The organism is Pseudomonas sp. B21-059 (assembly GCF_026016285.1).
Classification (GTDB): Bacteria; Pseudomonadota; Gammaproteobacteria; order Pseudomonadales; family Pseudomonadaceae; genus Aquipseudomonas; species Aquipseudomonas danubii.
The window spans coordinates 1,199,129-1,225,665 of the sequence record NZ_CP087201.1 but is presented as its reverse complement, the minus strand read 5'-3'; the positions used below and the strand labels follow the sequence as shown (position 1 = coordinate 1,225,665).

22 protein-coding genes are annotated in these 26,537 nt (G+C 61.6%); 5 read left to right on the top strand and 17 right to left on the bottom strand.

Annotated elements, in window-relative coordinates:
* Nucleotides 1–176 precede the first annotated feature (176 nt).
* From LOY69_RS05480 to LOY69_RS05465, 4 genes are all read right to left on the bottom strand, one after another.
* On the bottom strand, nt 177–2,252 hold the full coding sequence (locus tag LOY69_RS05480; RefSeq protein WP_170001087.1) for a flotillin family protein: 2,076 nt from the start codon (nt 2,250–2,252) through the stop codon (nt 177–179).
* 36 nt (nt 2,253–2,288) lie between these two features.
* A complete protein-coding gene (locus LOY69_RS05475) occupies nt 2,289–2,930 on the bottom strand; it encodes an OB-fold-containig protein (RefSeq protein WP_207167116.1) in 642 nt (213 codons plus the stop codon).
* Nucleotides 2,931–2,996: 66 nt separating this feature from the next.
* Nucleotides 2,997–3,692: a PspA/IM30 family protein gene (locus tag LOY69_RS05470; RefSeq protein ID WP_265074226.1), complete on the bottom strand. Its 696-nt coding sequence runs from the start codon at nt 3,690–3,692 to the stop codon at nt 2,997–2,999.
* A 15-nt stretch (nt 3,693–3,707) separates the two neighbouring features.
* Nucleotides 3,708–4,328 carry a YjfI family protein gene (locus LOY69_RS05465; RefSeq protein ID WP_123393630.1) on the bottom strand — a complete coding sequence of 207 codons (621 nt, stop codon included), beginning with the start codon at nt 4,326–4,328 and terminating at the stop codon, nt 3,708–3,710.
* Nucleotides 4,329–4,646: 318 nt separating this feature from the next.
* Here LOY69_RS05465 and LOY69_RS05460 point away from each other — a divergent pair, with 318 nt between their 5' ends.
* Nucleotides 4,647–5,846 carry a CaiB/BaiF CoA transferase family protein gene (locus LOY69_RS05460; protein WP_102861311.1) on the top strand — a complete coding sequence of 400 codons (1,200 nt, stop codon included), beginning with the start codon at nt 4,647–4,649 and terminating at the stop codon, nt 5,844–5,846.
* Between the two features lie 76 nt (nt 5,847–5,922).
* Nucleotides 5,923–6,774: a TIGR02285 family protein gene (locus tag LOY69_RS05455; RefSeq protein ID WP_413787139.1), complete on the top strand. Its 852-nt coding sequence runs from the start codon at nt 5,923–5,925 to the stop codon at nt 6,772–6,774.
* A gap of 168 nt (nt 6,775–6,942) precedes the next feature.
* On the opposite strand, the gene LOY69_RS05450 is transcribed toward LOY69_RS05455, so the two are convergent.
* A complete protein-coding gene (locus LOY69_RS05450) occupies nt 6,943–7,230 on the bottom strand; it encodes a DUF3509 domain-containing protein (RefSeq protein WP_102861309.1) in 288 nt (95 codons plus the stop codon).
* A 218-nt stretch (nt 7,231–7,448) separates the two neighbouring features.
* Here LOY69_RS05450 and LOY69_RS05445 point away from each other — a divergent pair, with 218 nt between their 5' ends.
* Complete coding sequence (locus tag LOY69_RS05445) at nt 7,449–8,102, top strand: response regulator transcription factor (RefSeq protein WP_170001088.1); 654 nt, start codon at nt 7,449–7,451, stop codon at nt 8,100–8,102.
* A gap of 18 nt (nt 8,103–8,120) precedes the next feature.
* On the opposite strand, the gene LOY69_RS05440 is transcribed toward LOY69_RS05445, so the two are convergent.
* The 6 genes from LOY69_RS05440 to xerD all read right to left on the bottom strand — a co-directional run bounded on the left by LOY69_RS05440 (nt 8,121) and on the right by xerD (nt 17,917).
* On the bottom strand, nt 8,121–9,386 hold the full coding sequence (locus tag LOY69_RS05440) for an EAL domain-containing protein (protein WP_265074225.1): 1,266 nt from the start codon (nt 9,384–9,386) through the stop codon (nt 8,121–8,123).
* Nucleotides 9,387–9,476: 90 nt separating this feature from the next.
* On the bottom strand, nt 9,477–13,088 hold the full coding sequence (locus LOY69_RS05435; protein WP_413787143.1) for an ATP-binding protein: 3,612 nt from the start codon (nt 13,086–13,088) through the stop codon (nt 9,477–9,479).
* A 94-nt stretch (nt 13,089–13,182) separates the two neighbouring features.
* Entirely contained in the window at nt 13,183–14,592 is a 1,410-nt protein-coding gene (gene thrC / locus LOY69_RS05430; RefSeq protein ID WP_265074223.1) for a threonine synthase, read from the bottom strand.
* Nucleotides 14,593–14,699: 107 nt separating this feature from the next.
* The gene (locus tag LOY69_RS05425) at nt 14,700–16,004 is read right to left on the bottom strand and encodes a homoserine dehydrogenase (RefSeq protein WP_060842565.1); all 1,305 of its coding nucleotides are present in this window, start codon (nt 16,002–16,004) and stop codon (nt 14,700–14,702) included.
* 135 nt (nt 16,005–16,139) lie between these two features.
* The gene (locus LOY69_RS05420) at nt 16,140–16,871 is read right to left on the bottom strand and encodes a thioredoxin fold domain-containing protein (RefSeq protein WP_102861304.1); all 732 of its coding nucleotides are present in this window, start codon (nt 16,869–16,871) and stop codon (nt 16,140–16,142) included.
* Nucleotides 16,872–17,020: 149 nt separating this feature from the next.
* Nucleotides 17,021–17,917, bottom strand: coding sequence for a site-specific tyrosine recombinase XerD (gene xerD, locus LOY69_RS05415; RefSeq protein ID WP_102861303.1), 897 nt, complete (start codon nt 17,915–17,917; stop codon nt 17,021–17,023).
* 107 nt (nt 17,918–18,024) lie between these two features.
* On the opposite strand from xerD, the gene LOY69_RS05410 reads away from it, so the two are divergent.
* A complete protein-coding gene (locus LOY69_RS05410; protein ID WP_102878501.1) occupies nt 18,025–19,827 on the top strand; it encodes a cation:proton antiporter in 1,803 nt (600 codons plus the stop codon).
* A gap of 57 nt (nt 19,828–19,884) precedes the next feature.
* On the opposite strand, the gene LOY69_RS05405 is transcribed toward LOY69_RS05410, so the two are convergent.
* Nucleotides 19,885–20,298 carry an acyl-CoA thioesterase gene (locus LOY69_RS05405; RefSeq protein ID WP_102861301.1) on the bottom strand — a complete coding sequence of 138 codons (414 nt, stop codon included), beginning with the start codon at nt 20,296–20,298 and terminating at the stop codon, nt 19,885–19,887.
* Between the two features lie 327 nt (nt 20,299–20,625).
* Here LOY69_RS05405 and LOY69_RS05400 point away from each other — a divergent pair, with 327 nt between their 5' ends.
* Nucleotides 20,626–22,752, top strand: a complete 2,127-nt coding sequence (locus tag LOY69_RS05400; RefSeq protein ID WP_265074222.1) for a DUF4132 domain-containing protein — start codon at nt 20,626–20,628, stop codon at nt 22,750–22,752.
* 58 nt (nt 22,753–22,810) lie between these two features.
* Here the strand turns inward: LOY69_RS05400 and rplS are convergent, their stop codons facing one another.
* The 5 genes from rplS to ffh form a co-directional block, all read right to left on the bottom strand.
* Nucleotides 22,811–23,161, bottom strand: a complete 351-nt coding sequence (gene rplS, locus LOY69_RS05395) for a 50S ribosomal protein L19 (protein WP_007927677.1) — start codon at nt 23,159–23,161, stop codon at nt 22,811–22,813.
* Between the two features lie 45 nt (nt 23,162–23,206).
* On the bottom strand, nt 23,207–23,980 hold the full coding sequence (gene trmD / locus LOY69_RS05390; RefSeq protein ID WP_170001093.1) for a tRNA (guanosine(37)-N1)-methyltransferase TrmD: 774 nt from the start codon (nt 23,978–23,980) through the stop codon (nt 23,207–23,209).
* A complete protein-coding gene (rimM, locus tag LOY69_RS05385) occupies nt 23,962–24,498 on the bottom strand; it encodes a ribosome maturation factor RimM (RefSeq protein WP_102861299.1) in 537 nt (178 codons plus the stop codon). Before rimM ends, trmD begins: the two co-directional genes overlap by 19 nt.
* A 5-nt stretch (nt 24,499–24,503) precedes the next feature.
* Nucleotides 24,504–24,755, bottom strand: coding sequence for a 30S ribosomal protein S16 (gene rpsP, locus LOY69_RS05380; RefSeq protein WP_007927680.1), 252 nt, complete (start codon nt 24,753–24,755; stop codon nt 24,504–24,506).
* A 249-nt stretch (nt 24,756–25,004) separates the two neighbouring features.
* Nucleotides 25,005–26,381, bottom strand: a complete 1,377-nt coding sequence (gene ffh / locus LOY69_RS05375) for a signal recognition particle protein (protein ID WP_102878499.1) — start codon at nt 26,379–26,381, stop codon at nt 25,005–25,007.
* Nucleotides 26,382–26,537 lie beyond the last annotated feature (156 nt).

Sequence of the window (26,537 nt, the reverse complement as noted above, 5' to 3'; positions counted from 1 at the left end):
GGCGGTGTGCAAAAAAAGCGGGCTCCTCAAACCTGGAGCCCAGTACCCGACACTAGGCCGGTAGCCGCTGCCGCGGGCTGGGTGCGTGCTTGAGGGCCCGAAGGCCCTCAAGGGCTGCGCCTCCTACGGAGTCGGTCGCAGCCTTCGGCAGCGGCTACAGGTGTGTCAGGTGTGGGTCAGGCTTCGGCAGACGGCGCGTCGGCCTTGCGCGAGACGGCAGCGGCGGCCAGTTCAGCGGCAACGGCCGGGGCACCCTTGCCATTGAGCAGGCGTGCCAGGACGTCCTGGACCACCGGGCTCTTGCCCACCACGCCCTCGATGGCCTTGCCCACCGACAGCGATTTGGCGAAGGAATTGAAGAAGTCGCCTTCGCCGCCGACGATTTCGATCTTGGCCTTGCTGAGGGCGGCGGACAGCACTTCGGCCTGGTCCTTGGCGATGTCCTTGTTGGCGGCGATGGCGGCCATCGCTTCCTCGAAGTTCTTCTCCAGTTGCATGCGGAACTCTTCGTGCTGGCGAGCGCTGTCGCTGAGGGAATCCAGGGCACCGAACTTCTTGCCCAGGCCTTCGGCTTCGGCGTTCAGACGCTGCAGCAGCACTTCGGCTTCGGCCGAACCCAGGTCCTTGGTGGCCTTGGCCTTGGCCGCGCCCAGTTGCTCTTCGCCACGGGCTTGAGCACCGAGTTTCTCTTCCATGACCTTGGCTTCCGCCAGGCCGTCCTTCTCTTTGGCAGCCGCCTGGGCTTCCATGACGCGGGCGTCGGCCAGGCCTTTTTCCTGCTCGCCGCGAGCTTCGGCAATCAGCTGCTCGGTGCGTACGCGGGCTTGAGCCAGGCCTTCTTTTTCCTGGGCCGCTGCGGTGATTTCCAGCACGCGGGCATCGGCCAGACCAGGCGCGGCGCGCTCGGCTTCCAGGCCTTCGGCCAGGCGCTTCTTGGCTTCGGCCTGTTTGGCCGCCGCTTCCAGTTCGGCCTGGGCCAGGTTGTTGATCTCCACGGCCTTGTGCTTGGAACGAGTCTCGTCGGCTTCGGCCTGTTTGACCTGACGCACCAGATCCTGCTCGGCTTCGGCCTGGGCCTGGATCACCACCACTTGCTTGGCGCGTTCGGCTTCGGAAATTTCGCGCACTTCCTTGATCCGCTCTTCTTCCTGGGCCACGGTCTTCTCGACCGCTACCCGCTCACGAATCACGGTGGCGATGTTCTTGCGCTGCTCTTCCAGAGCCTTTTCTTTCTCGATGCGCTGCAGTTCCACTTCACGCTCACGGGCCACTACTTCCAGGTCCTTGGCGCGGGTGACTTTCTCCACTTCGATGACCACCGCACGCTGACGGTTCTGCTGGGCCACTTCGACTTCGCGCTGATGGTTCTCGGTGCGCACGTCGATTTCCTGCTGCGACTGAATGCGTGCTTGCTCGGCCTTCAGGCGCTCTTCTTCCTTGACCTTGGCGGTCTCGGCTTCCTCGCGGGCGCGGATGGTTTCGATCTCGCGCTTCTGCCGCGCTTCGGCGTCGGCCTGCTGGCGTTCGAGGGACAGCGAGGCTTCGCGGGTCTCGACGTTTTTCTTCTGGATCGCCAGTTCCTGGTTGCGCTCCAGTTCGTTGGTGATGACGTTCTGCGCCGCGGTCAGCTCGGTGATCTTGCGGATACCTTCGGCGTCGAGGATGTTGCTCGGGTCCAGAGAGTGCTTGGCGGTCTGCTCCAGGTAGTCGATGGCCACGTCTTCCAGCACGTAGCCGTTGAGGTCGTTGCCGATGATCTCGATGATGCGGTCGCGGAAGTCCTGGCGGTTCTCGAACAACTGGACGAAGTCGAACTGCTTGCCCACGGTCTTCAGCGCTTCGGAGAACTTGGCGTTGAACAGCTCGTTGACCGCGGCGCGGTCGGAGGCACGGTCGACACCGATGGCCTTGGCCACCTTGAGCACGTCTTCCTGGGTTTCATTGACCCGCAGGTAGAAAGCCACGGTGATGTCGGCGCGCATGTTGTCGCGGCAGATCAGACCATCCTTGGCCCGACGGTCGACTTCCAGGGTGATCAGCGAGATCCGCATGAACTCCTTGAGGTGGATGACCGGGTACACCAGGGCGCCGGTGAAGTGCACCTTGGGCGTCGAGGACATGTCGTTGACGATCAGCGCCGTGCCTTGGGGGACCTTGATATAGAAGGCCTTGAACAGGGCCAGCAGGCCGAAGACCACCAGAACGACGAGGCCGATCCCGAGCAGGATGGGCAGCAGCGACGGTAAATTCATGCAATCAATCTCCTTTGATTCTGAGGAAGCCCGGGCTCAGAGGCCGCGAAACTCGTCCTCGGTAATGACCCGATAGGCGTGTTGCGCCTCCAGATACTCCAGTAACACGACGCGATCGCCGCGTTTGAAAGCTCGCGCCTCATCGGCACGCACACGCAGGATCAGGCCCGCGCCGCCGTTCTCGAGCACGGCTTCGCCGTGTTCCAGGGTGACTCTGCCGCTGCGTACCACGGCGGTCTGCCCCAGCACCGACTGGCTGCTGGTGGCTTCCATCTTGTGAAACAGCGGACGCAGCGGACGGCAGATGGCCGCGCTGATGGGGGCCGCCAGAAACAGCGCAACCACAGCCAGCAACAGGCCCAGGGGATAGCGCAGCCAACCCAGGGGCAGGTGGCTGAGGACGTAGAGTTCGGCGAAATAGGTCAGGAACCAGCTGAAGAACATCAGCAGGGTCAGCACCAGGGTGACCGGCACCCCGTTGAGCTTGAACTTGATCAGCAGCCCGGCCAGGCCTTCAGTGGCATGGGCGCCTTCGAGCAGCGAATCAGCCTCGAAGTCCAGCAGATCGACCTCGAGCATGCCCATGGCCACCACGGCCCAGTAGATCACCGCCAGGCAGAGCATGAAGCTGAACAGCACTGTGGGGAACGACAACACTGTCTGCAGGAAGATTTCCATTGCTTTCCTATCCCTGAAAAAGCCGGGCAAGGCCCATCGGCCCCGCCCCTACAACACAACGATGAATCAGGACTTGTTGCGGTCCTTGAGGCGCGCCAGCACGCTGTCGGCGCTGGTGCTGCCGGCGACGATCCCGGCCTCGCGCAACTTGGCGTCCAGGGCATCGTCGGGGGTGCTGGTGCTGGCCAGCTCCGCTGCGGCTTCCATCTTCGCCGCACGCTCGGCCTGCTTCTGCTTGATCCGCTCCAGGGACTCCACCGCGGTGTGCAGCTTGCTCTGCGAGCCGCCGTAGCGCTGGGCCACGGCCTGCTGAGCCTTTTGCACGCTCTCGGTGGCCTTGACGGTATCCACCTGTTGTTTCAGATGTTTGATATTGCCTTCAGCCTGGGTCACGGCCTTGCGCAACTGGGCCACGCTGGCGGCAAAGCCATCGGCCTGCTCGCGCTCGACCGCCAGGTCATTTTCCAGATTGGCGATCTTCTGCGCCACTTCCTGGGCAAGATTTTCATTACCCGCCTCCAGGGCCTTGAGGGCGTAGCTTTCATACTCGGCGATCTTCGCCGCGCTGCCGTTGGCGCGCTCGGCGGCGAGTTTCTGCCGGGCCATGATCTCGGCCAGGGCTTCCTTGGACTTGCGCAGTTCCTGGTCGGCGTCGCGGATTTCCTGATCCAGAATCCTCAGGGCCTGGCTGTCCACCATGGCTTCGCCCGCCTCATTGGCGCCACCGCGCAGGGCGGTAAGCAACTTGCTCCATACGTTCATGTGCATTCCTCCAGGTCAGGCCTGAGCCTTCAGGTAGCCTTCATAGGCCTCGGTAGCCCTGATCACGTTGCTGGCCAGGGTTTCGATCTCGTAAAGCACGTTGGAGAGGATCGAGGTGGCGCTGAGCGCACCGAACATCATGTAGAAGCGCTCGCCGCCCAAGCCGGTTTCCAGACCGATGCTCGACAGAGGGAACAACTGGCGGCTGAGCAGCACTTCTTCATTGAAGGCTTGCACATCGGTGACTTCGCTTTGCGGCCAGAGCAGGGCTTCGACCAGGATCTGCTCGCCGGACAGGGCGACGAACAGCGGCAGGTCGCCGTATTCGCGCATGGTCACGTGCAAGCTCGGTTCGGCGCCTTCAAGCAGTTCAACGCTGGCTTCGCCGCTGCTGAACAACTCGGTGGCCATCAGGGCCTGGCACAGCGATCGGGCATTCCAGATCTGCGGCATGCTCATTTCTCCATCCTTTTCCACAGGAGCCAGCCCCTCGGAGGGCTGACGCAGTTTGCGTTCAACCGCCAGCAACGCCTGGGCGTTCTCGGGCAGTATCCAGACTTCCTTTTTCACCAAGCCCTGATCACGCAGGCGCTGGCGGAATAAACGTTGGTAATGGGCTGAGGATTTGTTTTCCATGGCGCACAGACTAGAGCATCACATGTAAGACTTTCAATTCATCACATGTAATTTTTTAAAGGGGTATTTGTAACAATAGTTTTCTATCGACCAGCTCGGAACAAAACATCGAACCTGTCACGGGGCATAGACCAGATCGAAGGATTTGCAACCGCCCTTCTCATGAAAGGCGCCATTAAACCCGCCACCCCAGAGAATGAGAAGCACAATTATCCCGCCATCGACCTGCAAATAATGAATGAAGGCAACCGTCCAGCGCTGCCTTAATGGCAACCAATGGTCTAGGCTAGGCGGATTTTCCTGCCCAGCGGATGCCCCATGAACAGCCTCAGCAAGCCCCTCGCCGGATTGAAAGTGATCGAACTCGGCACCCTGATCGCCGGCCCCTTCGCCTCGCGTATCTGCGCCGAGTTCGGTGCCGAGGTGATCAAGGTCGAGTCTCCGGACGGCGGCGATCCGCTGCGCAAGTGGCGCAAGCTGTATGAAGGCACTTCGCTGTGGTGGTTCGTCCAGGCCCGCAACAAGAAATCCCTGACCCTGAACCTCAAGCATCCCGAAGGCCTGGCGGTGCTCAAGCAACTGCTGGCCGAAGCCGACATCCTGATCGAAAACTTCCGCCCCGGGGTCCTGGAAAAGCTCGGCCTGGGCTGGGACGTGCTGCACGCCCTCAACCCCAAACTGGTGATGGTGCGCCTGTCGGGCTTCGGCCAGACCGGCCCGATGAAGGACCAGCCGGGCTTCGGCGCCGTGGGCGAATCCATGGGCGGCCTGCGCTATATCACCGGCTTCGAGGATCGTCCGCCGGTACGCACCGGGATTTCCATTGGCGACTCCATCGCGGCCCTGTGGGGCGTGATCGGCGCGCTGATGGCCCTGCGTCATCGCGAGGTCAACGGCGGCCAGGGGCAAGTGGTGGACGTGGCGCTGTACGAGGCGATCTTCGCCATGATGGAAAGCATGGTTCCGGAGTTCGATGTGTTCGGTTTTATCCGCGAGCGCAGCGGCAACATCATGCCCGGCATCACCCCGTCTTCGATCCACACCAGCGCCGATGGCAAGCATGTGCAGATCGGCGCCAACGGCGATGCGATCTTCAAGCGCTTCATGCTGCTTATCGGCCGCGACGACCTGGCCAACGATCCCGCCCTGGCCAGCAACGACGGACGCGATACCCGCCGCGATGAACTCTATGGCGTGATCGACCGCTGGGTGGCCTCCCTGCCCCTGGACCAGGTACTGCAGCAGCTGAATCAGGCTGACGTCCCGGCGAGCCGCATCTTCAGCGCCGAGGACATGTTCCACGACCCGCAGTTCCTCGCTCGGGAAATGTTCCTCCAGGCCAAACTGCCCGACGGCAAGCCCTTCAAGATGCCCGGCATCGTGCCGAAACTCTCTGAGACGCCCGGCTCCGCGGACTGGGTCGGCCCCGAGCTCGGCGAGCATTCGACAGAAGTCCTGGCGAGCCTGGGCTACAGCAGCGAACAGATCCAACACTTGCGCAACTCTGGGGCGATCTAAGCTGAAAAACCGGTTTTCCATCAGCGCCCTGTCCGGCGCCCATCCACCCTTCCTACGCCGTCGCCTTAGGTGCTGCGTGACGTTTCTGCTCGCCCTGCTGTGGCTGCCGAACGCCTTCAGCGAACCCAAGGAGACGCTGTTCTGGCTGCTGCGAGACCTGCCGCCACTGAGCATTTTCGAGGGCGAGCAGAAAGGACAAGGGGTTATCGACCTGCTGATGCCGCAACTGATCGCCAGCCTGCCGGAGTACCAACAACAGATAGTGCGGGTCAATCGCGCCCGGGGCATGCAGATGCTGCGCGAGCCGACCTTCGTCTGCGACCCGTCGCTGATCATGAACAAGGAACGCGAACAGTGGGTGACCTTCTCCATCACCAGCTTCCGGGTCCTGAGCAATGGCCTGGTAATCCGCCGCGCCGACCATGAACACCTGACCCCGTTCGTCCGGGAGGGCAAGGTCGATCTGCGCGCCCTGCTCGCCAGCGGCCAGGAAAAAGTCGGAGTGGTTGCCGAGCGCAGCTATGGCCAACAAGTCGATAACCTGCTGCAAGCAGCCCCCGCGGACTCGGTCAATGCCCACCACGGCAACGACGCCCTGGGCAGCCTGTTGCAGATGCAGCGCCTGGGGCGCCTGCGTTTGTTGCTGGGCTACTGGCCGGAGATTCGCTACCAGGCAATGCAGCAAGGCATGGACCCGCAGGAGCTGGAGTTCTACCCAATCCAGGGCACCCAGCAGTATCAGGAGATCCATATCGGCTGCAGCAAGACCGCCCAAGGGCGACAAGCCATAGCCCGGATCAACCAGGCCCTGCTCAAGCTGCGTGAGGATCGTCTGGTTGAGCTGTACGCCGCCTGGCTGGAGCCCGAGATGCGTGACCAATACCGTGCCGACGCCAAGGCCTATTTCCGCGATCTGCACGACCACTGACAAATCCCGGGCAAAAAGAAACCCCGAGAAGTGGGGAGACGACTCGGGGTTAAACGCGGTCTTTGACGACCGGTATCAGCCGGCTACAAGCACCGGAGCACAATGCCTGATCCTGCTGATACTGAGTCTGACTGACCGGGTGACAGGAAGGTTCCGCAAAAATTTGCATCAGTTGCGCTGATCGAACACCTTGCCTTCAGCTGCATGGCGCAACGCGGCGATCACACAGGGTTCCAGCCGGCCTTCGGCGATCAGCACGTCACGGTGCAGACCATCGACTACGTCGGTAAGCAGGCGCTTGTCGGTGAGCTGGGCCTGATTGACCTCACGCTCCAAGACCATGGCGCCAGCCGCGTTCTTCAGGGTCACCAGGCATTCGCCATGGCCGCCGCAAGGCGTCAGTGTGACCTGGTACGGACTCAGCGACTCGCTCAACAAAAGACTGATACTTTCCATCTAGATCACCACTCAATAGCTCGAATTAGAGGTTCGAAAACAAAAATGCCGGTAGCTTTCTGACATTCAAGTGACCATCGCTCAGAGAAGAAAGTTCGCCACACCTACTGCTGCCGACCTGAGTCATTCGAGCATGCACGGGTAACATGACAGATATAAAACGGCCGACCAGGCGCAAACCACGCCGCCGTTGCATTGGAGCCCAAGCTTTGAAAGCAATGTCGAACAACAAATTGCGCATCATCCTTGCCGACGATCACCCGATCTTCCTGATTGGCTTGCGTGCCGTGCTGGAGCAGGACGACAGCCTGGCCATTGTCGGTGAAGCCCGCTCGCCTTCCGCCCTGAGCCAACTGATGCAGGAAGTCGAGTGCGACGTGCTGGTAACGGATTTCATGATGCCCGAGGAGCAGCAGAACGACGGCCTGCGCCTGATCGAGCAATTGCGCCGGCATCATCCCGACCTGCCCATCGTGGTGGTGACCATGCTCAATCACGCCGGGCTGTTTCGCTCGATCCTCGACCTGGGGGTGATGGGGTTGCTGAGCAAGGCCAGCCTGGCCGATGAACTGCCGTCAGCGATTGCCCATGCGCGACAGCACAAACGCTATGTGGCCCAGGCCATCAGGCGGGCATTGAGCCTTGCCGGTGAAGTGGGACCGGATCGACTGGTCTCCAAGGATCAGTTGTCGCCCCGGGAACTGGAAGTGATCCGCCTGCTGGCCGCCGGCCATGCGGTGGGAACCATCGCCACTCAGCTCAACCGCAGCAAACAGACGGTCAGCGCGCAGAAAGTCAGCGCCATGCGCAAACTGGGCCTGGCCAGCGAAGCCGCGCTGTACATCTATGTCCAGGAACACGGGCTGTCCTAGGCGCTACGGGCAGCGACCTTAAGCACACAAACCGGCGGCCTGCCCATCCAGGCCGTTGCTGCCCACGCCTGGGGTCTCGGCCAGCCATTGGCGCATCTGGGCGGCGCTCATCGGCGGGGCGATGAAACACCCCTGCAGATGAGCCGCCCCCAGGCCCCTGGCCGCCACACAGTCGGACTCGGTCTCGATACCGGTCACCACCACCCCCAGGGACATGCGTCGCGCCATGTTCATCGCACCGCCGACCAGCGCCCGCTTGCGCTCATCCACGGCCATGCCGGCGACAAACACCGGAGGGATCTTCAGCTCGGTGAACGGCAACTCCAGCAAGCGCTGCAGGCTGGTTCCACCGGTGCCGAAATCGCCGATGGACAACTTGCAACCAATCATCCGCAGGCGCAGCAGCGCCTCCACATGGGCGGTATCGGTCTGCAGTTGCGTGGTGTCGATGACTTCCAGGGTCAGCATCCGGGCCGGCACTTCGAAGCGCCTCAGCAACACCTCCAACTGACGGGGGAACAACGGCCGCTCAAGGATGCCGGTGGGAATGTTCACGGCAACCGGCAGCCAGTAGCCCAGCACCAGTTTCACCCCGGCCACCAGTTCCAGTGCCTGCTCCAGCATGTGCCAGGTGAAGACCTCTTGCAGGCCGGCGAACTCGATCAGCGGAAGAAATTCGCCAGGCATCAGCAGACCCCGCTCGGGATGCTGCCAGCGCGCTAGCGCCTCGACACCTTGAAGCTCGCCATGCTCATGGATGACCGGCTGAAAATGCGCAACCCCACAACCCAGCACCGCCGCCAGCCCCTCATCCTGAGTCACGTCCTCGAAGACAAAGGGCTCAAGGCCCAGCAAGTCCCGGAGCAATGTCTGGTTCAATTCGGGGCCGGCTGCCCTGGCGTGCTGTTGATAGGCACAGAGCAAGTCGCCGAGCACCGCAGCCGAAGCCGGCTTGGGCAGGCATGCGAGCACTTTCAACCCCAGCTCGCGAGCCATGCCGGCTGTACCTTCAAGGACATCCGGCTCTGCGTCGCTGAGAATGATCAGGGCCTTGGCCAGTTGCTGCTGGGCCAGTTCGCGGATCAACTCCAGGCCATCGGTCTGCTCCAGGTACAGATCGCAGATAGCGATATCCACCGGCCCCTTGCTGTCCAGCGAGCGCCGCGCGGACTCCTGGTTCTCGGCGGTCAGCACGTTGAAGACACCATTGGCGTTGAGCATCTGGTGCAAGGCCATCAATTGGAACGAGTTGTCTTCGAGAATCAGCACTTTTAGCGAATGCATGGGGGCAACCTCCGATCGGCGCAGGTGGGAACAGTCCACTACGGGCCGACACGGTAATCAGACAAGTCCTAATCACACATAGGACAAGTCTTATTCGTCCAGAGCCATCTGAATATCGCTGCGCAAAATCCCCATGACCTCAAGCAGCAGCGGCCATTGACGGCCCAGCGCCTGCTCCTGACGCTCCTTGACCAGCACCTCCAGCTCGATACAGGCCTTGGCCAGGGGCAAGGCGTCGATCAGGCAGCACACACCCTTGAGCCGATGCAAGGTGCCTCTCAGGCGCTCCCAATCCAGCACCGCCAAAGCCTCTTCCAGCGCTTGCTCCTCTTGGGCAAGGTTGCGCAACAGCTCCTGCAACATGCGCTGCAACACGTGTTCGTCGGCCTGGGTCATGCCGCGCAAGGTCTGGATGTTGAAGGATGGCGACGGCAGGAAACGGGCCAGAGACTGGGCCAACTGATCCAGGGTCACCGGCTTGACCAGCAACTGATCCATGCCGGCGCGCTCACAACGCTCGCGCTCGTCTTCGAACGCATTGGCCGTGCAGCCGATCACCGGGCAGGGCGAACGCCCTTCCTGCGACTCGATCTGGCGGATGGCCTCGGTCAGGGCGTAGCCACTCATGCCCGGCATGTTGCAATCGGTCATCAGCACATCAAAGGTCCCGGAGCGCCAGCGCTGCAACGCCTCACGGGCGTTGTCACAGGCCACGACCCGATGCCCGAGGAACATCAGTTGCTGGCTCAGGACCATGCGGTTGGCGCTCAAGTCATCCACCACCAGCACTTCGATGCTGCGGCTCGGCGGACGCTCGGCAGGCGGCGAGACTTGCGGATCGAGATCCTCGCTGACCCGCTCCAGATACAGCTCGATGACAACAACGGTTCCGGCTCCTGGCTCACTCAGCAGGTGAATGCGCCCGCCCATCAACTCGATCAACTGCCGGCAGATGCTCAGACCCAGCCCGGTGCCGCCATAGGTTGAAGAGGTCATGGCATCGGCCTGGACAAAGGGCGTGAATATCCTCGCTTGCTGCTCGGCACTGATTCCCGGGCCGGTATCCGCGACGCTGATACGCAGACACGGGATACCGGACTCATCCGGCTGGCGCTCCACCGTCACCCGCACCTCACCTTCAGCGGTGAACTTCAAGGCGTTGCTCAACAGGTTGTGCAGCACCTGGCGCAAGCGCAACGGATCAAAGAGATAACGCCCCCGGGCTTCCTCGTGGAAGACCAGTTGCAAATGCACGCCCTGGTTGCGCGCAGTCACCTCGAAGAGCTGCCGGACGCTGTCGAAAAAGGGCTTGAGGGCGGTGACCTGCGGCACCAGCTGCATATGGCCGGCCTCGATCTTGGCCAGATCAAGACTGTCCCCCATCAGGCTGATCAACTCCTGGGCAGACTGATAAGCCACCCGCAGAGCCTCGGAAAAAGGCGCGCCACGCACCCTGGCCTGCTCTTTCTCCAGTTCCAGCAAGCCAACGATGGCGGTCATCGGCGTGCGGATCTCATGACTCATGGTGGAGAGAAAAGCGCTCTTGGCGGCATTGGCCTGGTCGGCGGACTGACGCGCCTCCACCAACTGGTTCTCCAGACGCTTGCGCTCGGTGATATCGATCCAGCCACCCAGCAAGCCCTGCAGACGGCCCTCGGCACTGTAGAACGGCACCGTCCATTGATAGGCGTGGATCGATCCGTTGCGCGTCTGCACCTGGCGGTCGGCGAATACCGACTCCTCGGACGCCAGCAACTGCATGATCTCGCCATGCAGCTGGCGCGCGGTGGCTGCAGGCAGCAGATCCAGCTCTGTCAGTTGTCGCCCCTGAATCTGTTCCAGGCTCGTCCCCAACTGCTGCTCATAACTCTTGTTGCAGGTGATCAGGCGCCCTTGCAGATCACGGACAAAGATCGGGTTGGGAATGCCGTCAAGCAGGGCCCGCATGAACACCAACTGATCGTTGAGCCGTTGCTCGGCTTGCAATCGCTGCTGAATCTGCAGCTTGAGCCGACTGCTCCAGGCCAGGGAAATCAGACCGAACAGCAGCGCGGTGGAAATGGCCCAGTACACCCAGGTCGGCACCCGCTGCCAGACCGGCATCGGCACCGGCGTGGCCCCCAGCCACTTGAGACGGATGGCGCTAAGCTCCGCCACGGGCAGCGCCTCCAGCGACTTGTTGAGGATACTCAGCAGCTCGGGTTGATCCTTGCGCACGGAAAACTCGTCGGCCGACCAGGTACCTTCGACGCTGCGTCCCACCCGCAACCCATCGTCAGCGGGCCCCAACCCCAGCGCCTGGACCTGGACCTCGTTCTGAATGGTGGCCATGGCTTCACCACTGCTGACCAGAGCCCGGGCTTGCTCATAGCTGGCAACGCTGCGCAGCCGAATATCGGGATAGTAGCGCCGGATGTAGCTCTCAAGGGTGTGCCGCGCCGGCAACGCCAGAACCTCACCGGCCATCTGCTCCAGGCTGCTCAGGCGGCGATCCTCGGGACGCACGACAAAGACCCAGGCAGCACCACCAAAGGCATGGGAGAAATTCAGGAACAAGCGTCGGTCTTCACTGGCCGTGAGGGTAGAAGTCATCTGCGCCTGCCCACTCTCCAGCCACTCAAGGGTCTGTGCTGTGGAAAGGCTCTCCTTGTGCACAAAATGCAGGCCGGTCATGCGCGAGATACGGTTGAGCAAATCGATATTCAGGCCGGCCCAGCGCCCTTCCTTGTCCTTGAACACATGGGGCGGGTATTGCTGGGAGGCGACCATGACATGGGGATGCTGGAGAATCCAGGCCTGCTCCTCGGCGCTGAGCTCAATGCGCTCACCGGAAATATTCGCCCCCAGACCGGTGGTCCAGCGGGCCTGTATTTCCCGTTGCAGGGATTCGTCGATGCTCTGCAACGCCTGCTCCAGCATGCCTGCCAGCAACGCATTGTCGTCACGAGTGGCAAAGGCGAAACCAGTCGGTGGCAAGCGGCTTTCATCCTGGATGTGCACCGCCAGATAAGGGCGCAGGGCCTTGTACGCGCGCACGATGACCTCATTACCAATGAAGGCGTCGGCGTCGCCCTGATTCAATGCCTCCAAGCCGCTGTAGAGGTTAGGCGAAAGCATGATCTGACTATTCGGATAGGCCGCATGAACCTGCTCGGCGTTGGCATAGCCATCCAACAACACCAGCTTCTTGCCGGCCAGATCACCACTGGGGCTCGACCCGTCACGGCGAACCACCACCACGGCCCTATCGGGCATGTAATCGCTGGTGAAGCGCAGCCCCGAGAGACCGCGCTCATAGCCATTGGCGCTGGTCAGCACATCGATGGTGCCGTTGCGCAGCGCTTCAACCGCCTGCTCGCGCTCGGAAAACCCCAGGACTTCCATTGTCACGTCCAATCGCTCGCCCACCAGACCGAGGTAATCGGCGCTGATGCCCTGATAGCGATTGCGGTCACGGGTGATGTCGATGGGCTGGTAGTCATCAATGGCGATCCCCACCCTCAGGCGTGGATGCGTCGCCAGCCATTGCTGTTCGGCAGGCGCCAGGGCCAGAGGCTGCAGATCGGCGAACGCCGGCACCAGTTTGAAGGGCAGGTTCTTCACCGTGCCGGCCAGCGCGACACCCCAGAGCACGGCCCAGGCCAGCAGGCCCGCCAGTAGCAGGCCCAGGACGCGCCCTACCCTGTACGTTTGTCGAAGCATCATCCGGGCCTCCCTGCCCCTGACGGGCCAAGCTTGCGCATGAAAAAACAAAGCCCGTCAGGAGACGGGCTTCGTGGACGACAAGACCAAGGGATCAGAGTGGCTTGCCACGATTGCCGTGCTGGCTGACAAAAACCTGCACCGCTTTCAGGTCATTGGCCAGGACCGTGCAGCGTTCTTCGCGCTGGAACAGGTCGGACAAGTGCGCCGGCAGTTCCAGAGCCTTGCCGACACCGGCCTTCTCCACCGCGTCCGGGAACTTGACCGGGTGCGCCGTGCCCAGGATCACCATCGGTGTATCCAGGCTGCGACGGCACTCACGGGCGGCCTTGACGCCAATCGCGGTATGCGGGTCGAGCACCTCGCCGGTCTGTTCGAAGACTTCGGCGATGGTTTCGCAGGTCTGCTCGTCGTTCACCGCCAGGGAGTCGAACAGCTTGCGCGCTTCGGTCCAGCGATCTTCTTCGACGCTGAAACCGCCGCCTTGCTTGAAGCTCTCCATCAACCCCGCCAGCGCCGCGCCATTGCGACCGTGCAGGTCGAACAGCAGGCGTTCGAAGTTCGACGAGACCATGATGTCCATGGACGGCGACAGGGTCGCGTGCAGGGTTTCCTTGACGTACTGATTGCCGCTCATGAAGCGGTGCAGGATGTCGTTGCGGTTGGTGGCGACGATCAGCTGGCTGATGGGCAGGCCCATGTTGCGTGCCAGGTAGCCGGCGAAAATATCGCCGAAGTTGCCGGTGGGCACCGAGAACGCGATGGAGCGCGCCGGGCCGCCCAACTGCAGGGCCGCGTGGAAGTAGTAGACGATCTGGGCCATGATCCGCGCCCAGTTGATCGAGTTCACTGACACCAGACGGGTGCCCTTGAGGAAGCCCTGGTCGGCGAAGCTGGCCTTGACCATTTCCTGGCAGTCGTCGAAGTTGCCTTCGATGGCGATGTTGTGGATGTTCTCGCCGAAGATGGTGGTCATCTGCCGGCGCTGCACTTCCGAGACACGGTTGTGCGGATGCAGGATGAAGATATCGACGTTGTCGCAACGCTTGCAGCCTTCAATGGCCGCCGAACCGGTGTCACCGGAAGTGGCGCCAATGATCACCACGCGCTCGCCGCGCTTCTCCAGCACGTAGTCCAGCAGGCGACCCAGCAGTTGCAGGGCGAAGTCCTTGAACGCCAGGGTCGGGCCATGGAACAGCTCCAGCACCCACTCATTGCCGTTCAGCTGACGCAGCGGGGCAATGGCGTTGTGAGAGAAGGCCGCGTAGGTTTCTTCCAGGATCTTCTTGAAGTCGGCATCCGGAATGCTGCCGGTGACGAACGGGCGCATGACCCGGAACGCCAGCTCGTGATACGGCAGGCCGGCCCAGGAAGCGATTTCTTCCTGGGTAAAGCGCGGCAGGTTCTCCGGCACATAGAGACCGCCATCACTGGCCAGACCGGCCAGCAGCACATCTTCGAAATTCAGGGCCGGTGCCTGGCCACGAGTACTGATATAGCGCATGGGGACAAACCTTCGGTTTGAGCCTCAAGCCGCAAGCTTCAAGCCTCAAGTCAAAGCACATCAGCTTCTGACTTGGCGCTTGCCGCTCGCCACTTGCGGCTGCTTCATTAATTCAAATGTTCGACGCGGATACGGACCACTGGGCCGACGACACCCTGCAGGGCCTCCAGCGCGGTAATCGCATCGTTGATGTGCTGCTCCAGAACGCGGTGGGTCAGCAGGATCATCGGCACCAGGCCATCCTGTTCTTCCACTTCCTTCTGCATGATCGATTCGATGTTGATGCCGCGCTCGGAAAGAATGCTCGCCACCTGGGCCAGTACGCCCGGGTGATCCTTGGCCTGGATGCGCAGGTAGTAGGCGCTTTCGCAGGACTCGATCGGCAGGATCGGGTGATCGGACAGGGAATCAGGCTGGAAGGCCAGGTGCGGCACGCGGTTTTCCGGATCGCTGGTCATGGCGCGAACCACGTCCACCAGATCGGCCACTACCGAGGAAGCGGTCGGCTCCATGCCGGCGCCAGCGCCGTAGAACAGGGTCGAACCGGCAGCGTCGCCATTGACCATCACCGCGTTCATCACGCCGTTGACATTGGCAATCAGGCGGTCGGCCGGGATCAGGGTCGGGTGCACTCGCAGCTCGATGCCCGCCTCGGTGCGGCGCGCCACACCCAGGTGCTTGATGCGGTAGCCCAGGGCTTCGGCGTAGTTCACGTCGGCCGTGGTCAGCTTGGTGATGCCTTCGGTGTAGGCCTTGTCGAACTGCAGCGGGATACCAAAGGCGATGGACGCCAGGATGGTCAGCTTGTGCGCGGCGTCGATGCCTTCAACGTCGAAGGTCGGATCGGCTTCGGCATAACCCAGGGCCTGGGCTTCAGCCAGCACGTCTTCGAAGGTACGGCCCTTCTCGCGCATTTCCGAGAGGATGAAGTTGCCGGTGCCGTTGATGATGCCCGCCAGCCAGTTGATGCGGTTGGCCGACAGCCCTTCACGGATCGCCTTGATCACCGGAATGCCACCGGCCACGGCGGCTTCGAAGGCCACGATCACGCCCTTCTCCTGGGCCTTGGCGAAAATCTCGTTACCGTGGACGGCAATCAGCGCCTTGTTCGCGGTAACCACATGCTTGCCATTCTCGATGGCCTTGAGCACCAACTCACGGGCCACGGTATAGCCGCCCACCAGCTCGATAACGATATCGATTTCAGGGTTGGTGGCCACGGCGAAGACATCGTTGGTAATCGCAATACCGGTCGTCTGGAACTGAGGCTTTGGCGTACGGGTAGCAATTTGCGCTACTTCGATTCCACGCCCGGCACGGCGGGCAATCTCCTCGGCGTTGCGCTGAAGTACGTTTAGGGTACCGCCACCGACAGTACCCAGCCCACAGATGCCTACTTTGACCGGATTCACTCTGAACTCCCCATAAAACGGCCGACTCAAGGCCGGCCGTGGAAAACAGCCGCAAACAGCGCGGCTCTCTATTAATGCCCCTCCGGTTGCACCCGGAGGAGCATGATCGTCAAAGGCTAGCGTGACGATGCAGGATTATTTCGCACCCAGGGCCAGTTTGGCGATCTGCGGTGCCGGCTGGTAGCCGGGAATGACTTGGCCATCAGCCAGGACGATGGCCGGCGTGCCATTGACGCCGATCGACTGACCCAGGGCGAACTGCTTGGACACCGGGTTATCGCACTTGGCGGCCTTGATTTCCTTGCCGTCGACCATTTTGTCCATGGCGGCTTTCTTGTCCGCCGAGCACCAGACCGCCTGCAGCTGTTCGTCACCCGGCGAACCCAGGCCCTGACGCGGGAACGCTACATAGCGCACTTCCACACCCTGCTTGTTCAGTGCCGGTATTTCCGCGTGCAGCTTGTGGCAGTACGGGCAGGTGGTGTCGGTGAACACGGTGATATGGGTCTTGGTCTCGCCGATGGCCGGATAGACCACAGTTTCTGCGACCGGAATACCGTTGATCAACTTGGAAATGCCCAGGCGTTCGGTTTTTTCCGTCAGGTTCACCGGTTTGCCGTCCTTGAGCTGGAACAGATAGCCCTGGACCACGAACTGGCCATCGGCGCTGGCATACAGCACGCGACTGCCCTTGAGCTTGACCTCGTACAGCCCGGCCAGAGGACTGGCGGTGATGCTCTCCACCGGCACTTCGAGCTGCAGCGTCTCGAGGCTCTTGCGGATGGCTTTCTCGGCACTGTCATCGGCCACGGCGAAGGTGCTGAGCAACGCCAGGGAGGCGGCGGCAAAAATCTGGGTCAAACGCATGGGAACTCCTGAAGGCGGGCAAATGGGCAACTGGGAGCGGTCGCAATGGCAACGGCCCGCAAACACCCGTTTTGCAAACCGGCAAAGCCTACCACATCTGTTTGCCGGCACCGACTACGGGCGACGCAAAGCGCCACCCGGGAGCCAAATCAACCCCGCGGGTGATGCTTGGCGTGCAGATCCTGGAGGCGGGCACGAGCCACATGGGTATAAATCTGGGTGGTGGACAGATCACTGTGGCCCAGCAACATCTGCACCACTCGCAGATCGGCCCCGTGATTGAGCAAGTGCGTGGCGAAGGCGTGGCGCAGGGTGTGAGGCGACAGCGCCTTGCCGATCCCGGCGACCTTGGCCTGGTGCTTGATCCGGTGCCAGAAGGTCTGCCGCGTCATCTGCTCGCCACGCAAGCTGGGAAACAGTACATCGCTGGGCCGCCCGCCCAGCAGCTCGGCCCGGGCATCACGCATGTAGCGCTCGACCCAGACAATCGATTCCTCGCCCATGGGCACCAGGCGTTCCTTGCTGCCCTTGCCCATGACCCGCAACACACCCTGGCGCAGGTTGACCTGTTCCAGGGTCAGGCTGATCAGCTCAGTCACCCGCAGGCCGCAGGCGTAGAGCACCTCCAGCATGGCGCGATCGCGCTGGCCGATGGCCTCGCTCAAGTCCGGCGCCGCCAGCAACGCTTCGACATCGGCCTCCGACAGGGACTTGGGCAGCGGGCGTCCCAGTTGCGGCATATCGATCTGCAAAGTCGGATCGATCTCGATCAGTTTTTCTCTCAGCAAATAGCGATAGAAGCCCCGCACCCCAGAGAGGAATCTGGCGGTGGAACGGGGCTTGTAGGCTTGCTCCACGCGCCAGGCCAAATGATCGAGGATCAGCTCGCGTCCGGCCTGCGGCAACTCCACCCCCTGCTCCTGCAACCAGCCGTTGAACAACGCCAGGTCACTGCGATAGGCATGGCGGGTGTTGTCGGACAGGCCTTTCTCCAGCCACAGGGCATCGAGAAAACGGTCGATCAGGGGGTGGTCGATGGCGGGCATAAAGACTCGAAAGGCACGGCCCAGGGGCCACACGTAAAAAAATAGTGAACTGCGCAGAGGGTCGCTAGTCTTTCATAGCCAGCCATTTCAAGGAACAGGGTGCATTGATGAGTGAACAACAGATTCTGCTGGCCTTCGGCGGCATCGGCGCGGCAGCACTGGGCTGCCAATGGCTGGCCTGGAGGCTGAAACTGCCAGCCATTCTGTTCCTGCTGCTGAGCGGCATTCTTGCCGGTCCCGTGCTGGGCTGGCTCGATCCCCAGGAGATGTTCGGCCCGCTGCTGATGCCCCTGGTGTCCCTGGCGGTGGCGCTGATCCTGTTCGAAGGCAGCCTGACCCTGCACCTCTCGGAATGGCGTGAAATCGGCAGCGTGGTGCGCCGCCTGGTGACCATCGGCGCGCTGTCCACCTGGGCGGTGATCACCCTCGCCACCCATTGGCTGCTGGGCTTCGACTGGATGCTGGCCCTGCTGTTCGGCACCTTGACGCTGGTCACTGGGCCGACGGTGATCGTACCCATGTTGCGAGTGGTGCGACCCAAGGCCTCGATCGCCAATATCCTGCGCTGGGAGGGCATCGTCATCGACCCTATCGGCGCCCTGCTGGCCGTGGTGGTCTACAGCTTCATCATCGCCAGCGCCGCCGGCGAGGGCCTGAGCCACAGCCTGCTGACCTTTGGCGGGGTGATTCTGTGCGGCAGCCTGTTCGGCATCGCCGGCGGCTGGGTCCTGGGCACCATCATGCGTCGCCAGTGGCTACCGGAGTACCTGCACAACCTGGCGACCCTGGCCGCAGTCCTGGGAATCTTCATCGCGTCCAATCAGGTGATGCACGAATCCGGGCTGCTGGCGGTGACGCTGATGGGCATGTGGATGGCCAACATGAAGGGCGTGGATGTCCGGCACATCCTGCACTTCAAGGAAAACCTCAGCGTGTTGCTGATCTCCGGACTGTTCATCCTGCTGGCAGCGCGCCTGGACCTCAAGGCACTGATCGCCCTGGGGCCGCTGGTGCTGATCCTGCTGCTGGTGATCCAGTTCATAGCTCGACCGCTGAATGTGCTGCTGTCCACTGCCGGCTCCAGCCTCAACTGGCGTGAACGCGCCTTGCTGGCCTGGATTGCGCCACGGGGGATTGTTGCGGCAGCGGTGTCGGCCATCTTCGCCATCCGCCTGGATGAAGCCGGTCACGAGGGGGCGTTGCTGCTGGTGCCACTGACCTTTGCCGTGATCATCGGCACCGTGGTCCTGCAAAGCGCTACTGCCCGGCCCTTGGCGCGCCTGCTCAAAGTCGCGGAGCCCGCCCCCAGCGGCTTCCTGATTGTCGGCGCCAATGGCCCGGCACGCACCATTGGCAAGGCCTTGCAGCAGTTGGGCAGCCGAGTGCTGCTGACCGACTCCAGCTGGGAGAATATCCGTGCAGCACGCATGGAAGGCCTGCCCACCTATTTCGGCAACCCGGCCTCGCAGCACGCCGACGCGCATCTGGATCTGGTGGGATTGGGGCATTTGCTGGCGCTCTCACCTTCAGGCGAACTCAACACCCTGGCGGCCATGCGCTTTCGACACGACTTTGGCCATCAGCGCCTTTTTGCCCTGGCCAACAGCCAGGAAAGCCGACGCACCGACAAGCACCGCGCCAGCCACGAACATCGCGGCCAGCTACTGGGCAGTGAGGCCCTGACCTACACCAAGCTGGCCAGCCTGCTGGGCCAGGGCGCCGAGCTGTACAGCACGCACCTGACCGAAGCCTTTGGCTGGAACGACTACCAGACTTTGCACGGCGAACGCGCAACCCTGCTGTTCGCCCGCGACAGCAACGGCTGGGTGCATGTAATCACCCCGGAAAGCGGCCTCAAGCCGACGGCTGGCTGGACCCTGCTGGCACTGATCCAACCCGAGTCACTCTAAGAAGCGGGTTTGCCGGCGAAGGGGCCCGCAGGAACGCCTTCGCCGGCAAGCCGGCTCCTACGCTGCGAATCCCGGAAGCACCGGCACCGGGCGCTTGTCGTCATCGATGGCGACGAAACTGAACAGACCATGAATGGCCTTTTCCCGTCCGTCGCAACTCATGCTCTCGACAAACACCTCTACCTCAACCTTGAGGCTGGTGTTGCCCACCTTCACCACCCGCCCTACCAACTCGACAATAGAACCGGCGGCAATCGGATGATTGAAGTCGATACGGTCGGTGGACACTGTCACCAGTGGCAACCGGCAAAAGCGCGTAGCGGCGATAAACGACACTTCGTCCATCCAGGCCAGGGCGGTGCCGCCGAACAGGGTGTTGTGATGATTGGTGGTGGACGGGAATACCGCCTTGGTCACACGGGTCACCGAGAGTTCGGTACGACGCTGGATTTCTTGCTCACGAAGGGTCATCGGACTACTGCCTGAATGGATAGATCCGCGCAGGGGCACGCTGCGGGCATGGAACGCCGATGAGCGCTGCAAGGCAGCGACCAAAGGCTTGATGGGAACAATCGGGGGCCGCCTGCCTGTGGATAACAACAGGCCAGGAACGCCGGGAGGCGTGTGACGCACCCTGGGCGTTCCGTGCAGGCTGCACGGCGCGGGCGATCACACTTTATTGGGTCGGCGAGTATATCGCCGCCCGGCAGGGGCCGAAAGAACCCGGCAGGGGTCAGAGGTCACGATCGGCGATAAAAAATGCGATCATCCGCGCCCCCAACAAGGAGAATCGCCGTCATGGATGCCCTTTCCGCGCCTTCGCTCGTCGAGCACCTGCAGCAACGCCTGAGCGCCGCGACAACGGATCATCCGAGTTTCATTGGCGCGCCCATCGATATCAGCTCACTGACACCCGCTCAACTGGGCAGCCTGTGGCCGGCTATCCGCCGAGCACTGCGTACCCCTGAAAACCCGGCTGCGCAGCAACTGGCGACATCGATTGTGCAGCAGGCCGCACAGCTGGAACTGTGCCCACAACTCGATCAAACCACCCTGCTGGAGGTGCTGCGCACTTGTCTGAGCGGGCAGGAGGCGGTGGAGCAACTGGCCTATCACAGCGGCAAACCGAGCAGTGCACTGAGCAGCGAGTTACATAGAATCCTCGGCGAACCCTCGATACGCTGGGCTGCGGACTACCACCAGACGTACGTATTGGCACAATGGCTGGATGCACAAGCCCAAGCAGCCCTGCACCGTTGCGTGGAACAACACTACGCCGATGCTCCCTACGTCCGACAGGAGTTCGAACTGCTTGAACAACTGGAACCGCAATCCCGACTGGCCCTTGCCAGCAGCGAGTACTGGACCGGTCATCACTCACTGAGCAGCGACCCCGCCACGGCGCTGGCCGACGATGCTGCCTACGTCGAGTTCTCCCAGCAGATCCTCAACACCGCCGCCCAGCGCCTGGAAGATATTCACAGCGGCGCCACCCCCTATGTGGCCGATGGCGCCTTCAGCACCCATGACACGCCAGTAATCGCCCGTGCCGCCCGGATCGCCCTGCGGCGCGATGCGCCCTGGCTACCGCCACTGATGGACACTTTGCTGACCAAGGCTTGCGTCGCCCCAACCCAGGCCAAAACCGCGCCGTCGCAATCCCTGGCCATTGCCCTGGGTCATTGCATCGAACAGATACCAACGCCGGAAAGCGTGCAAACGCTTCGCAGCGCCCTGAGCCTGGTGCGACATGCCGGCCTGCAGAAAAAACTCACGCGCAATCTCAAACCCGCCGAACGCGGGCTGGCCCAACGACCCGAGATTGCCCTGCGCCTTGCCCCAATCAGTGCTCCCGGAAAAGCCCAGCACGCGCTTCTGGCCAGTTGCCTGGAGTCAGGACTGTGGCAACACTTCGAGCTGTCTTTGAGCGACTGGCGAAGGCAACTGGTGGATTCTGCCGTGGGCGCGCCCTTTGCCCACTCGTTGATATGGGTGGCTCACAACGACTGTGGCCAACGCTGCAGTTTCCTATTGACCCAAAACGCGCAAGCTCTTGACGTGCGGGGTCAGCCGCTGCCCCTGGACGCCGGATGCCGGATTTCACTGTGGCACCCCCTGTCGAGCGACGAAGCAGAGCGCCAAGCCTGGCAAGCCGTGATCACCGAACGCCAGATCAGGCAACCACTGCGCCAGGTATTTCGCGAGCACTACCAGGCACCTGACCATGAGCTGGAAAGCCCCTCCTACCAAGCATTCGCCGGGTACAGCCTATCCATTCGCCCATTGATCGGCCTGGCACGCCGCGAGGGCTGGAAGATCGACAGAGACGGTAGCCTGAGCCGGAACCTGAGCGACATCCGAGTGAGTCTGAATGTCGACGTGCCACTCTATCCCGGCTTACAAGGGCACTGCTTGTCCGGCGCCACGTGCTTCGCTCGTCGCACCGAGAAACACTGGCAGCCTGTGCTGCTGAAAAATGTGCCGGCGCAGGTCTTTTCAGAGGCTTGCCGAGCCATCGATCTGCTGGTCAGCATCAGCGCTTTCGCCGTTGAAGAACTGACGCAGACCGCCGCTGGCATTCCTCTTCCCCAGGCCTCGCCAGGCAAGCGCGAAGAGCGCCTGAATCGACTGGCCGGGCACAATCTCACGCAAATGACATTGATGCGCCAACAGGTGCTGAATACAGCCTTTGCGACGCACATCAAGGCAGGAAAGCTGAGTATGGATGAGCGCCATGTGCGGGTCGGTGACTACGCCGTGCACCTGGTGACCGGGCGCGTGTCACGCGATGGAGGCGCGGTGGACCTGCCACTGGCGGCACAAAGTGGCAAATTGGCCGCCCTGCCCTGGCTGCCTTATGACGAGGTACTGCTGGAACGTATCGCCAACACGGTCTGCGCCCTGCTGAACCGCTCCGGGCATTAAATGACAGGCAACAAAAAAGCAGCCCGTAGGCTGCTTTTTTCTGCATCGGAAGCTGGACTTAAACCAGTTTTTCCTTGATGCGAGCTGCTTTACCCGACAGGTCACGCAGGTAGTACAGCTTGGCTTTACGCACGTCACCGCGACGCTTGACAGCCATGCTGTCGATCTGCGGGCTGTAGGTCTGGAAAGTACGCTCTACGCCAACACCGTTGGAGATTTTACGTACGGTGAACGCGCTGTTCACACCGCGGTTGCGCTTGGCGATAACTACGCCTTCGAACGCCTGCAGACGGGAACGATCGCCTTCCTTCACTTTCACCTGAACGACAATGGTGTCGCCCGGGGCAAAGGCTGGGATCTCTTTGGTCATCTGCTCTGCTTCGAGTGCAAGGATGATTTTGTTGGTCATGCTGTGCTCCTAAGGTAAATCGTCGGATCTACCATCGATACGTTGTTAACTATCGTCCCGCTCGCGGAGATATTCCTCGAGCAGCTTCTTCTCTTCTCCAGAAAGCGAGCGGCTTTCCAGAAGATCGGCGCGTCGTTCATAGGTCCGACCAAGGGACTGCTGTAAACGCCAACGCCGGATGTGTGCGTGGTTGCCACTTAGCAACACGTCGGGAACACGCTGATCCGCATACACCTCCGGTCGGGTGTAGTGCGGGCAATCCAGCAGACCGTCCGTGAAGGAATCTTCCTCCGCGGAATCCACATGCCCTAAAGCTCCGGGCAGCAGTCGCGTAACCGCATCAATCAGGACCATCGCCGGCAGCTCGCCACCGGAGAGTACATAGTCGCCAATCGACCACTCTTCATCGACATGAGCTTCAATAAACCGCTCGTCAATGCCTTCATAACGACCAGCAATCAGGATCAATGCATCCTCATTCGCCAACTCGCGTACCGCCGACTGATTCAGTTGACGGCCTTGGGGCGACAGGTAGATCACCTTCGCACCCTCCCCGGCTGCGTTTCTGGCCTGAACCAGTGCATCCTCCAGGGGCTTGATCTTCATCACCATGCCAGGGCCACCGCCAAACGGGCGATCGTCCACAGTGTGATGTCGATCCGTGGTGTAGTCTCGCGGATTCCAACAAGTGAGCTGCAAGAGCCCCTGTTTCACCGCGCGGCTGGTTATGCCGTATTCGCTGATGGCGGAAAACATCTCGGGAAACAAACTGATCACTTCTACGCGCAAGTTAGCCACGCTTAGAAGTCCGCATCCCATTCCACCTTCATCTCGCCCGCGGCCAGATCGACGGCCAACACGCATTGCTCGGTATAGGGCAACAGGCGTTCGCGATCATCCAGGCTGCCAGCGCAAGGCTTGACCACCATTACATCGTTCGAGCCGGTCTCCAACAGGTGATCGATCTGCCCGAGCAGTTGCCCGAGGGTGTCGATGACCTTGAGACCTTGCAGCTGGTACCAGTAGTACTCGCCGTCGGTCAGTTCAGGGAACAGGTTGCGCGGCACGCAGATCTCGTAACCGGCCAGAAGACGAGCTTCTTCGCGATCATCAAGACCCTTGAGCTTTGCGACCAGGAACTTGTCGTTCCCGCGTCCGCTGACCAGCTCAACCTGTTTCACGCTACCTTCGCGCTTGAGCGTCCAGGTTTTGTAGTCCAACAGGTTTTTAATCGGATCAGTAAAGGAAAAGACCTTCACTTCGCCGCGAACGCCATGAACAGAGTAGATTTTGCCGATAACGATCAAATCATCAGCAGGAGCTGGCGTCGCGTTCATAGGGTTCAGGCTGCAGCCTTAGCCGATTCCTTCAGCAACTGAGCAACGCGCTCAGAAGGCTGTGCACCAACGCTCAGCCAGTAGGCTACGCGCTCTTGGTTCACGGACAGGCGGACTTCTTGACCACGAGCGATCGGGTTGAAGAAGCCAACTTGTTCTTTGTGCGAACCGTCGCGTGGGTTACGGCTGTCGGTCACGGTCAAGTGGTAAAACGGGCGCTTTTTGGAGCCGCCAAGGGCAAGACGGATTGTTAGCATGTGAACATCGTTCCTGTAGTCGGTGCTGCAAATCTAAATGCACAGCGGGCATGGGTGCCCGAAAGGCCGCATATTCTAAGGAATATCCGGACTTTTGCAAATGACTTTTTCCGGCGCCTATCGGCTGCCACTCAGATTTGCTATGGAGCCGCCGCAAGCGGCAGCGAGTGAGCGCGCCCCAATCGAGGGTTTGCTCGAGATTCCACGTCCCCGTGGAATAGCGCCGACATGACTGCCGGCGCGGATTCTTCACATTTTCGGCATGCCGCCGCCGGGCAACATGCCGCCCATGCCGCGCATCATCTTGGCCATCCCGCCCTTGGCGGAGAACTTCTTCATCATCTTCTGCATCTGCTTGTGCTGCTTGATCAAGCGGCCGATGTCCTGCACCTGGGTACCGGAACCCATGGCGATCCGGCGCTTGCGCGAACCGCTGATCAGCTCAGGGTCGCGGCGCTCGGCCGGGGTCATGGAGTTGATGATGGCTTCCATCTGCTTGAACTGCTTTTCAGCGGCGCTCTGTGCGTTGCCCATCTGCGCCAGATTGACGCCGCCGATGTTCGGCAGCTTGTCCATCAGGCCGCCCAGACCGCCCATGTTCTTCATTTGTTGCAGCTGATCGCGGAAGTCTTCGAGATCGAAGCCTTTGCCCTTCTTCAGCTTCTTGGCCAGTTTGTCGGCCTTTTCCTTGTCGAGGGTCTGCTCGGCCTGCTCGATCAGGCTGAGCACGTCGCCCATGCCAAGAATTCGCGAAGCGATACGTTCAGGGTGGAATGGCTCCAGCGCCTCGGTCTTCTCGCCCATACCGATGAACTTGATCGGCTTGCCAGTGATGGCCCGCACCGACAGCGCGGCACCGCCACGGGCGTCACCATCGACCTTGGTCAGGATCACCCCGGTCAGCGGCAGCGCGTCACCAAAGGCCTTGGCGGTGTTGGCGGCGTCCTGACCGGTCATGGCGTCGACCACGAACAGGGTTTCCACCGGTTTGATCGCCGCATGCAGCGCCTGGATCTCGTCCATCATCTCGCTGTCGACGTGCAGGCGACCGGCGGTGTCGACGATCACCACGTCGATGAACTTGAGCTTCGCTTCCTTTATAGCTGCTTCGGCGATGGCCACCGGCTTCTGGCTCAGGTCCGACGGGAAGAAGGTCACGCCGATGTCGTTGGCCAGGGTCTCCAACTGCTTGATCGCCGCCGGGCGGTAGACGTCGGCGGACACCACCATCACGCTCTTTTTCTTGCGCTCTTTAAGGAAGCGCGCAAGTTTGCCGGCGGTGGTGGTCTTACCCGCACCCTGCAGACCGGCCATCAGCACCACGGCTGGCGGCACGGCGCTGAGGTTGAGGTCTTCGTTGGCCGCGCCCATCAGGCTTTCCAGCTCGGCCTGGACGATTTTCACAAAGGCCTGGCCCGGGGTCAGGCTGCGGGACACTTCGGTGCCGACCGCACGCTCCTTCACCGAGTTGACGAAGTCCTTGACCACCGGCAACGCAACGTCGGCTTCGAGCAGCGCCATGCGCACTTCGCGCAGGGTGTCTTTGATGTTGTCCTCGGTCAGCTTGGCCTTGCCGGTGACATGGCGCAGCGTCTGCGAGAGACGGTCGGTTAGGTTTTCAAACATGCTCGATCCTTTCAGGCCCAAGGTAGACCGGGGTAATGGCGGCCCAGAGCTTAATAAACAAGAGCTCGATGAGCCTGCGGCGTGGGCAGGTCGCGGATTATAGCGAAGACTGTGCGTGGCGGACACCTCGCCGTCTGCTTGCGTGGTCTTTCAGGG

Coding starts and splice junctions, on each gene's coding strand:
- LOY69_RS05480 (WP_170001087.1), bottom strand. CDS start 2,252: ATGAATTTACCGTCGCTGCTGCCCATCCTGCTCGGGATCGGCCTCGTC.
- LOY69_RS05475 (WP_207167116.1), bottom strand. CDS start 2,930: ATGGAAATCTTCCTGCAGACAGTGTTGTCGTTCCCCACAGTGCTGTTC.
- LOY69_RS05470 (WP_265074226.1), bottom strand. CDS start 3,692: ATGAACGTATGGAGCAAGTTGCTTACCGCCCTGCGCGGTGGCGCCAAT.
- LOY69_RS05465 (WP_123393630.1), bottom strand. CDS start 4,328: ATGGAAAACAAATCCTCAGCCCATTACCAACGTTTATTCCGCCAGCGC.
- LOY69_RS05460 (WP_102861311.1), top strand. CDS start 4,647: ATGAACAGCCTCAGCAAGCCCCTCGCCGGATTGAAAGTGATCGAACTC.
- LOY69_RS05450 (WP_102861309.1), bottom strand. CDS start 7,230: ATGGAAAGTATCAGTCTTTTGTTGAGCGAGTCGCTGAGTCCGTACCAG.
- LOY69_RS05445 (WP_170001088.1), top strand. CDS start 7,449: ATGTCGAACAACAAATTGCGCATCATCCTTGCCGACGATCACCCGATC.
- LOY69_RS05440 (WP_265074225.1), bottom strand. CDS start 9,386: ATGCATTCGCTAAAAGTGCTGATTCTCGAAGACAACTCGTTCCAATTG.
- LOY69_RS05435 (WP_413787143.1), bottom strand. CDS start 13,088: ATGCTTCGACAAACGTACAGGGTAGGGCGCGTCCTGGGCCTGCTACTG.
- thrC (WP_265074223.1), bottom strand. CDS start 14,592: ATGCGCTATATCAGTACTCGTGGCCAGGCACCGGCCCTGAATTTCGAA.
- LOY69_RS05420 (WP_102861304.1), bottom strand. CDS start 16,871: ATGCGTTTGACCCAGATTTTTGCCGCCGCCTCCCTGGCGTTGCTCAGC.
- xerD (WP_102861303.1), bottom strand. CDS start 17,917: ATGCCCGCCATCGACCACCCCCTGATCGACCGTTTTCTCGATGCCCTG.
- LOY69_RS05410 (WP_102878501.1), top strand. CDS start 18,025: ATGAGTGAACAACAGATTCTGCTGGCCTTCGGCGGCATCGGCGCGGCA.
- LOY69_RS05405 (WP_102861301.1), bottom strand. CDS start 20,298: ATGACCCTTCGTGAGCAAGAAATCCAGCGTCGTACCGAACTCTCGGTG.
- LOY69_RS05400 (WP_265074222.1), top strand. CDS start 20,626: ATGGATGCCCTTTCCGCGCCTTCGCTCGTCGAGCACCTGCAGCAACGC.
- rplS (WP_007927677.1), bottom strand. CDS start 23,161: ATGACCAACAAAATCATCCTTGCACTCGAAGCAGAGCAGATGACCAAA.
- trmD (WP_170001093.1), bottom strand. CDS start 23,980: ATGGGATGCGGACTTCTAAGCGTGGCTAACTTGCGCGTAGAAGTGATC.
- rimM (WP_102861299.1), bottom strand. CDS start 24,498: ATGAACGCGACGCCAGCTCCTGCTGATGATTTGATCGTTATCGGCAAA.
- rpsP (WP_007927680.1), bottom strand. CDS start 24,755: ATGCTAACAATCCGTCTTGCCCTTGGCGGCTCCAAAAAGCGCCCGTTT.
- ffh (WP_102878499.1), bottom strand. CDS start 26,381: ATGTTTGAAAACCTAACCGACCGTCTCTCGCAGACGCTGCGCCATGTC.